The following is a 6,012-nucleotide window of genomic DNA, read 5'->3' on the forward strand; positions in this document are numbered from 1 at the left end:
CGCCAGGCCGTGGCGGGCGGCCCGCGCCCACTCCCCCTCGACCGGCCCGGCCAGGCGGGTGGCCTCGGCGACGACCCGCGGAGCCGACAGCAGCGCGTCGAACAGATGGATCGGGACGGTCCAGTCCTCGCCGGGCTGGGCGTCGAGGTAGCGGATCTCGAGATGGCCGCAGGCGCGGACGGGCGGGAAGAGGGTGGTCAGGTGGTAGCGCAGGTCGTCGAGATCGGGGCGGCGGCCGATCTCGTCGTCCAGGGCCCCGGAGAGCCAGTCGGCGAAGGTCGCCCCCGGCGGGGGTGACCAGTCCGGGCAGCCGCTCGCGGGGGCGGTGGGGGCGGCCGCGCCGGAGCGCCGCACACACAGCAGCGGCACGTCCAGCGCCCAGCGGGCGTAGCCGGTGACCGGGTCGGCCCAGTCCGGCACCGGCGGCCTGGTGCGGGTGCCGTCCAGCCGCAGCCAGGTGCGCATGCGCTGCGACGCCCAGGCGCCGGGCGGGGCGCCGTGCAGGCCGGGCGAGCAGGCGAAGGCGGCCACCAGGGCGGGCCCGGCCGCGTACAGCATGGTCCAGCGCGCGGCCACCTCGGCGGGATCGGCGCCCGCGTCGACGCTGACCTGGGTGGCCGCGGTGTTGCACATCATGAGCTTGCCGAACGGGCCGATGCCGGCGAAGAGCCGCTCCATGGCGCGATAGCGGGGCGAGCGCAGCAGCCGCTCGGCGCGGCGGTCGGCGTCGGCGGCGCGGTCGACGGGACGGATGCCCGCCGCGGCGAGCAGGTCGGCGAGCAGGCTGGCGTCGGCGCGCAGGTTCTCGCACAGCGCGTCGGCGGTGGCGAAGGGTTCGCTGGACAGTTCGATCTGGCCGCCGGGTTCGACGCTCACCCGGCTGCCGCCGGGCAGCGGAAGGGCCGGGGAGCCGGGCGCGAGGATGGACGGGGCGTGCGGTCCGAGTGCGGTGGCAAGGGCCGACAGCCGGGGCCGGGCGGCGAGGGGGTGGGTCGGCGGACACTCACCCTGCGCGGTGAGCCATTCCAGTTCGGCGCCGATCCGTTGCGGTGGCCCCAGCTTGAAGCACACGCCGCCGAGAAAGGCCTCCGCCGCCGCCCGCGAGGACAGCGCGCCGCCGGGATCGACGGAGTCGGCCGGGTCGGCCGGACCGTGGTGTTCGAGTGTGACCGCCATGCGAGCCTCCCACCGACGTGGCTTGCGGACGAAGCATTCACCGACCAGACCAAGCGTAGCGATCTTTCCCGACAGGAAACGAGCTGAAACCGGGCAGCCGGTCCAGATAACCTCGTCGGCATGCTGGACGACTCGCGCGTGCGCGCCGACCTCCTCTCCCGCGTCCGTGCCGACACCCCCGGCCTCGCCGCCGACCCCGACCTGGTCTTCCTCGACAGCGCCGGCTCCTCGCTGCCCCCTCGGGTCGTGCTCGACACCCAGTTCACCCACCTGCGCCGCGAGGCCGAGATCGGCGGATATCGGGCCGCCGCAGAACGTCTCGACGACCTCACCGGGGTCAAGGACGCCGTCGCCGCCCTGATCGGCGCGACCCCGGCCGAGATCGCGCTCAGCGACAGCGCCACCCGCTCCTGGTCGGACTTCTTCTACTCGGTGCCGTTGCGCCCCGGCGACCGCGTCCTCATCAGCGGCGCGGAGTACGCCGCCAACGCCATCGCGGCCCTGCGGCGGGCCGAGCAGACCGGCGCGGTGGTGGAGCGCATCCCCGACGACGGCGACGGTCAACTGGACCTCGACGCCATGGCGGCCATGATGGACGAGCGGGTCGCGCTGGTCTCCCTGGTGCACGTGCCGACCAACGGCGGACTGGTGAACCCGGTCGCCGAGGCCACCGCCCTCGCGCACGCGGCGGGCGCGCTGGTGCTCCTCGACGCCTGCCAGTCCGCCGGTCAGCTGCCGCTGGAGGTGACCGAGCTCGGCGTGGACGCGCTCTCGGCCACCGGACGCAAGTGGCTGCGCGGGCCGCGCGGCACCGGATTCCTGTACGTGCGCGCCGAATCCACCGCCCACCTGACGCCGCAGCGGCTCGACCTGCACAGCGCGCTGTGGACCGCCCCCGACGCCTACCGGCTCGCCCCCGACGCCACCCGCTGGGAGTTCTGGGAGCACGACGTGGCCGCCCGGCTCGGCCTCGGCGCGGCGGTGCGCTATCTGCTCGAACTGGGGCCGGAGCAGGTCTACGCCGCCGTGGCCGAACGCGCCGGGCACCTGCGCGCCGCGCTGGCCGAGCTGCCCCGGGTCACCGTGCGCGACAAGGGCGTCCGGCGCGGCGGCATCGTCTCGTTCACCGTCGAGGGGCTGGAGGCCACGCGGGTGCGCGACCTGCTCGCCGCCGAGAACATCACCGTGACGGTCAGTTTCGCCTCCTCCACGCTGCTGGACATGACCGCGCGCGGGCTGCCGGCGGTGGTGCGCGCCTCCCCGCACTGCTTCGTGAGCCACGACGAACTCGACCGGTTCGTGCGCGCGGTCGCGGCGCTGTAGATGTCACAGCGGGAGCTGGTCGTGCTCGGCACCGGCAGCCAGGTGCCGACCAAACAGCGCAATCACAACGGCTGTCTGCTGCGCTGGGGGCGGGAGGGCGTGCTGTTCGACCCGGGTGAGGGCACCCAGCGGCAGATGGCGTTCGCCGGGGTGGCGGCCTCGGATCTCACCCACATCGCGCTGACCCATTTCCACGGCGACCACTGCCTCGGTCTGCCCGGCATCGTGCAGCGGATCAATCTCGACGCCGTCGCCCACGACATCGACGCCTACTACCCGGCCTCCGGGCAGGTGTACTACGACCGGCTGTGCGGGGCCAGCGCGTTCTACCGCCACACCGACCCGCGCCCGCACCCGATCACCGGGCCGGGTGTCCTCGACACCCCCGGGGCGAGCTTCGAGCTGCGGGCGGTGCGGCTGTCGCACCCGGTGGAGGCCTTCGGCTACCGGCTCACCGAGCCGGCGGGCAGGCGGATGCTGCCCGAACGGCTGCGCGCGGCAGGCGTGCGCGGGCCGAGGGTGAGCGAGCTGCAACGCGAGGGCGCCGTGATGATCGACGGGCGCCCGGTCACCCTGGAGCAGGTCAGCGAGCCGCGCCCCGGCCAGAGCTTCGCCTTCGTCATGGACACCCGGCTGTGCCCCGGCGTGCTGGAGGCCGCCGACGGGGTGGACATGCTGGTCGTGGAAGCCACCTTCCTCGACGCCCACGCCCACCTGGCGCACGAGCACGGCCACCTGACCGCGGGGCAGGCCGCCCGCGCCGCCGCCGAGGCCGGTGTGCGCACCCTGGTGCTCACCCACTTCTCCCAGCGCTATCGCGAACTGGACGGGCACCGCGCGGAGGCCGAGCGACACTTCGACGGCGAGATCGTGGTCGCCGAGGATCTCCGCCGCGTCCCCTTCCCCGCCCGCCGCTGACCCGCCCGCCGCTGGACCGCCCGCCGCTGACCCGCCCTCAGCCCGGCTCCGGTCGTCGCTGCCCCGGCCGTCGAACACAACCCCCGCGAGCAGCCGTCGAACACAACCGCCGCGAACAGCGCTCGGGCACCGGCCGCGCCGATGTAACGAGTGAATTGCGGCGAACTCGTACCAGGCGGCCGGTCCGTCGTGGAATGCTGGATGGCGGAGCAGTTTTCGCCGTCGGTGCGGTTGCCAGGGGGTGGGGTCGTTGAACTTCGATGCGGAACTGGATCCGGCGCAGGTGCAGATCGGGTACTACCTGGCGCAGCCGCCGGAGCTGGTGTGGCGGGCGCTGACCGATCCCGGCCTGCTCGCCGAATGGCTGATGCGGCCGATCGGCTTCGACCTGCTGATCGGGACCCACTTCATCTTCCAGATCCCGTCCGACCCGCCGGGCGAGATCGCCAGCGAGGTGCTGCTCGCGCGGCCGGGCGAACAGCTCACCCTGACCTGGGTCGACCTGCGGGCGCGGCGGCCTGCCCGCTGGGTGCTGGACTGGACCCTGGTGCCGCACGGCCGGGGGACCAGGCTGCTGCTCACCCACAGCGGGTTCGACATCGAGCATCCCCGGCAGAAGATGGCCCGCAACGCCATGGAGCGGGGCTGGCGCGGCGCCCTGCGGCGGCTGCGGCAGGTGCTCGAGCGCGATCGCAACTGAGAAAGCGGCGACGCCGGGGCGCCCGCGACCGGTGGGACGGATATGGCACGGACGTATCAGCCCTGGTCGAGGGGTTAACACGGGGCGGGCCCGCGGGGGATAGTGGGAACGAGACCGGTTCGTGGCGGTGGGCGCGGAGCCGACGAGAAAGGGTCCGACCGTGAGCAAGTTCACCGAAGAGATGTACGCGACGGCACGCAGCTCCGACCGGGGGCTGGTGACCGGGGAACCGGACGCGCCGGTACGACACACCTGGGGACAGATCAACCAGGTCGCCGCGCGGATGGCGGGCGCGCTGGCCGAGGCGGGCATCGGGCCGGGTGACGCGGTCGGGGTGCTGGCCGGGATGCCGGTCGACATCGCGCCCGCGTGCCAGGCGATATGGATGCGCGGCAGCTCCATCACCATGCTGCACCAGCCGACCCCGCGCACCGACCTGGCCCTGTGGGCACGCGACACCGAGACCGTGCTGCGGATGATCCACGCCAGGGCGGTGGTGCTCGGCTCGCCCTACGAGGCCGCCGAACCGCTGCTGCGCGAACGCGGCATCACGGTGGTCACGCTGGATCAGCTGCGCACCGGTTCGCCGATCGCCCCGGTGGACACCGCCGAGAGCGATATCGCCCTGCTCCAGCTGACCTCCGGCTCCACCGGATCGCCCAAGGCGGTGCGGATCTCGCACGGCAACTTCTACGTCAACGCCTACGCCATGTTCGACCGGGTGAAGTTCCGGCCCGACAGCGACGTCATGATCAGCTGGCTGCCGCTGTTCCACGACATGGGCATGATCGGATTCCTCAGCGCGCCCATGCAGTTCGGCGCCGAGGTGGTGTGTGTGACCCCGCTGGACTTCCTGCGCAGGCCGCTGCTGTGGGCCGAACTGATCCACCGCTATCGGGGAACGGTGACCGCCGCACCGAATTTCGCCTACGCCCTGCTGGCGCGGCGGCTGCGCCAGGCCGAGCCGGGCTCGCTCGACCTCAGCTGCGTGCGCTACATGTGGAACGGCGCCGAACCGGTGGACGCCGACACCATGGACGCCCTCGCCGAGGCCGGTGCGCGGTTCGGCCTCGATCCGATGGCGCTCACGCCGGTCTACGGGATGGCCGAGACCACGCTCGCGGTGGCCCTGCCCGACCCAGGCAAGGGGCAGGTGCTCGATCACGTGGACGCCGACCTGCTCGAGGCCGTCGGCAAGGCGGTGCCGGTCACCGACCGCGGCCACCACGGGGCGGTGCGCCGCCTGCCCACCCTCGGCTACCTGGTCGACAATCTGGAGGGCCGGGTGGTCGACGCCGACCGCAATCCGCTGCCCAGCCGCACCGTCGGGGTGATCGAGCTGCGCGGGCCCGCGGTCACCGACGGCTATCTCACCGTCGACGGCTTCCGGCCCGCCCAGGACGCCGACGGCTGGCTCGACACCGGCGACGTCGGCTACTTCACCGACGAGGGCCTGGTGGTGGTGTGCGGGCGCGTGAAGGACGTCATCATCATGGCCGGTCGCAACATCTTCCCCACCGATGTCGAGCGCGCGGCCATGCGGGTGCCCGGCGTGCGGCCCGGCAACGCGGTCGCGGTGCGGCTGGACGCCGGGCAGAAGCGGGAAAGCTTCGCGGTGGTGGTGGAATCCAACGAGCACGAGGACCCGGAGGCGGTGCGGCGCATCGAGCGCGAGATCGTGCACGCGGTGTTCGCCGAGGTCGGGGTCCGGCCGCGCACGGTCGCGGTGCTCGGGCCGGGGGCGCTGCCGAAGACCTCCTCGGGCAAACTGCGCCGGGCGGCGACGGCCCCGCCCCACCGGGGGGCGGCCGCGGGGGCAGGGGACCAGGTTATGCGCGGCCACCCCGCCCCCGCGCCGCCGCAAATAGACCGCCGCGGCGGCCGGCTCGACGAAA

Annotated in this window: 5 protein-coding genes; 4 read left to right on the plus strand and 1 reads right to left on the minus strand. The window is 73.5% G+C overall.

Annotation, left to right across the window (positions count from 1 at the left end; translation table 11 throughout):
- Window positions 1-1,176, minus strand: a 1,176-nt coding sequence (egtA, locus tag QH283_RS05050) for an ergothioneine biosynthesis glutamate--cysteine ligase EgtA (protein WP_280501846.1), incomplete at its 3' end; no start/stop codon positions are given.
- A 120-nt stretch (window positions 1,177-1,296) separates the two neighbouring features.
- On the opposite strand from egtA, the gene QH283_RS05055 reads away from it, so the two are divergent.
- The 4 genes from QH283_RS05055 to QH283_RS05070 all read left to right on the plus strand — a co-directional run.
- Entirely contained in the window at window positions 1,297-2,499 is a 1,203-nt protein-coding gene (locus QH283_RS05055) for an aminotransferase class V-fold PLP-dependent enzyme (protein WP_280501847.1), read from the plus strand.
- Window positions 2,500-3,417, plus strand: a complete 918-nt coding sequence (locus QH283_RS05060; RefSeq protein ID WP_280501848.1) for a ribonuclease Z — start codon at window positions 2,500-2,502, stop codon at window positions 3,415-3,417.
- Between the two features lie 250 nt (window positions 3,418-3,667).
- Window positions 3,668-4,117 (plus strand): SRPBCC family protein, encoded by a 450-nt coding sequence (locus QH283_RS05065; protein ID WP_280501849.1) that lies wholly within the window; start codon window positions 3,668-3,670, stop codon window positions 4,115-4,117.
- A gap of 160 nt (window positions 4,118-4,277) precedes the next feature.
- Window positions 4,278-6,012: fatty acyl-AMP ligase (locus tag QH283_RS05070; protein ID WP_280501850.1), on the plus strand; the 1,735-nt coding region annotated here is incomplete at its 3' end.

The organism is Nocardia farcinica, from assembly GCF_029867845.1.
Taxonomy (GTDB): Bacteria; Actinomycetota; Actinomycetes; order Mycobacteriales; family Mycobacteriaceae; genus Nocardia; species Nocardia farcinica_A.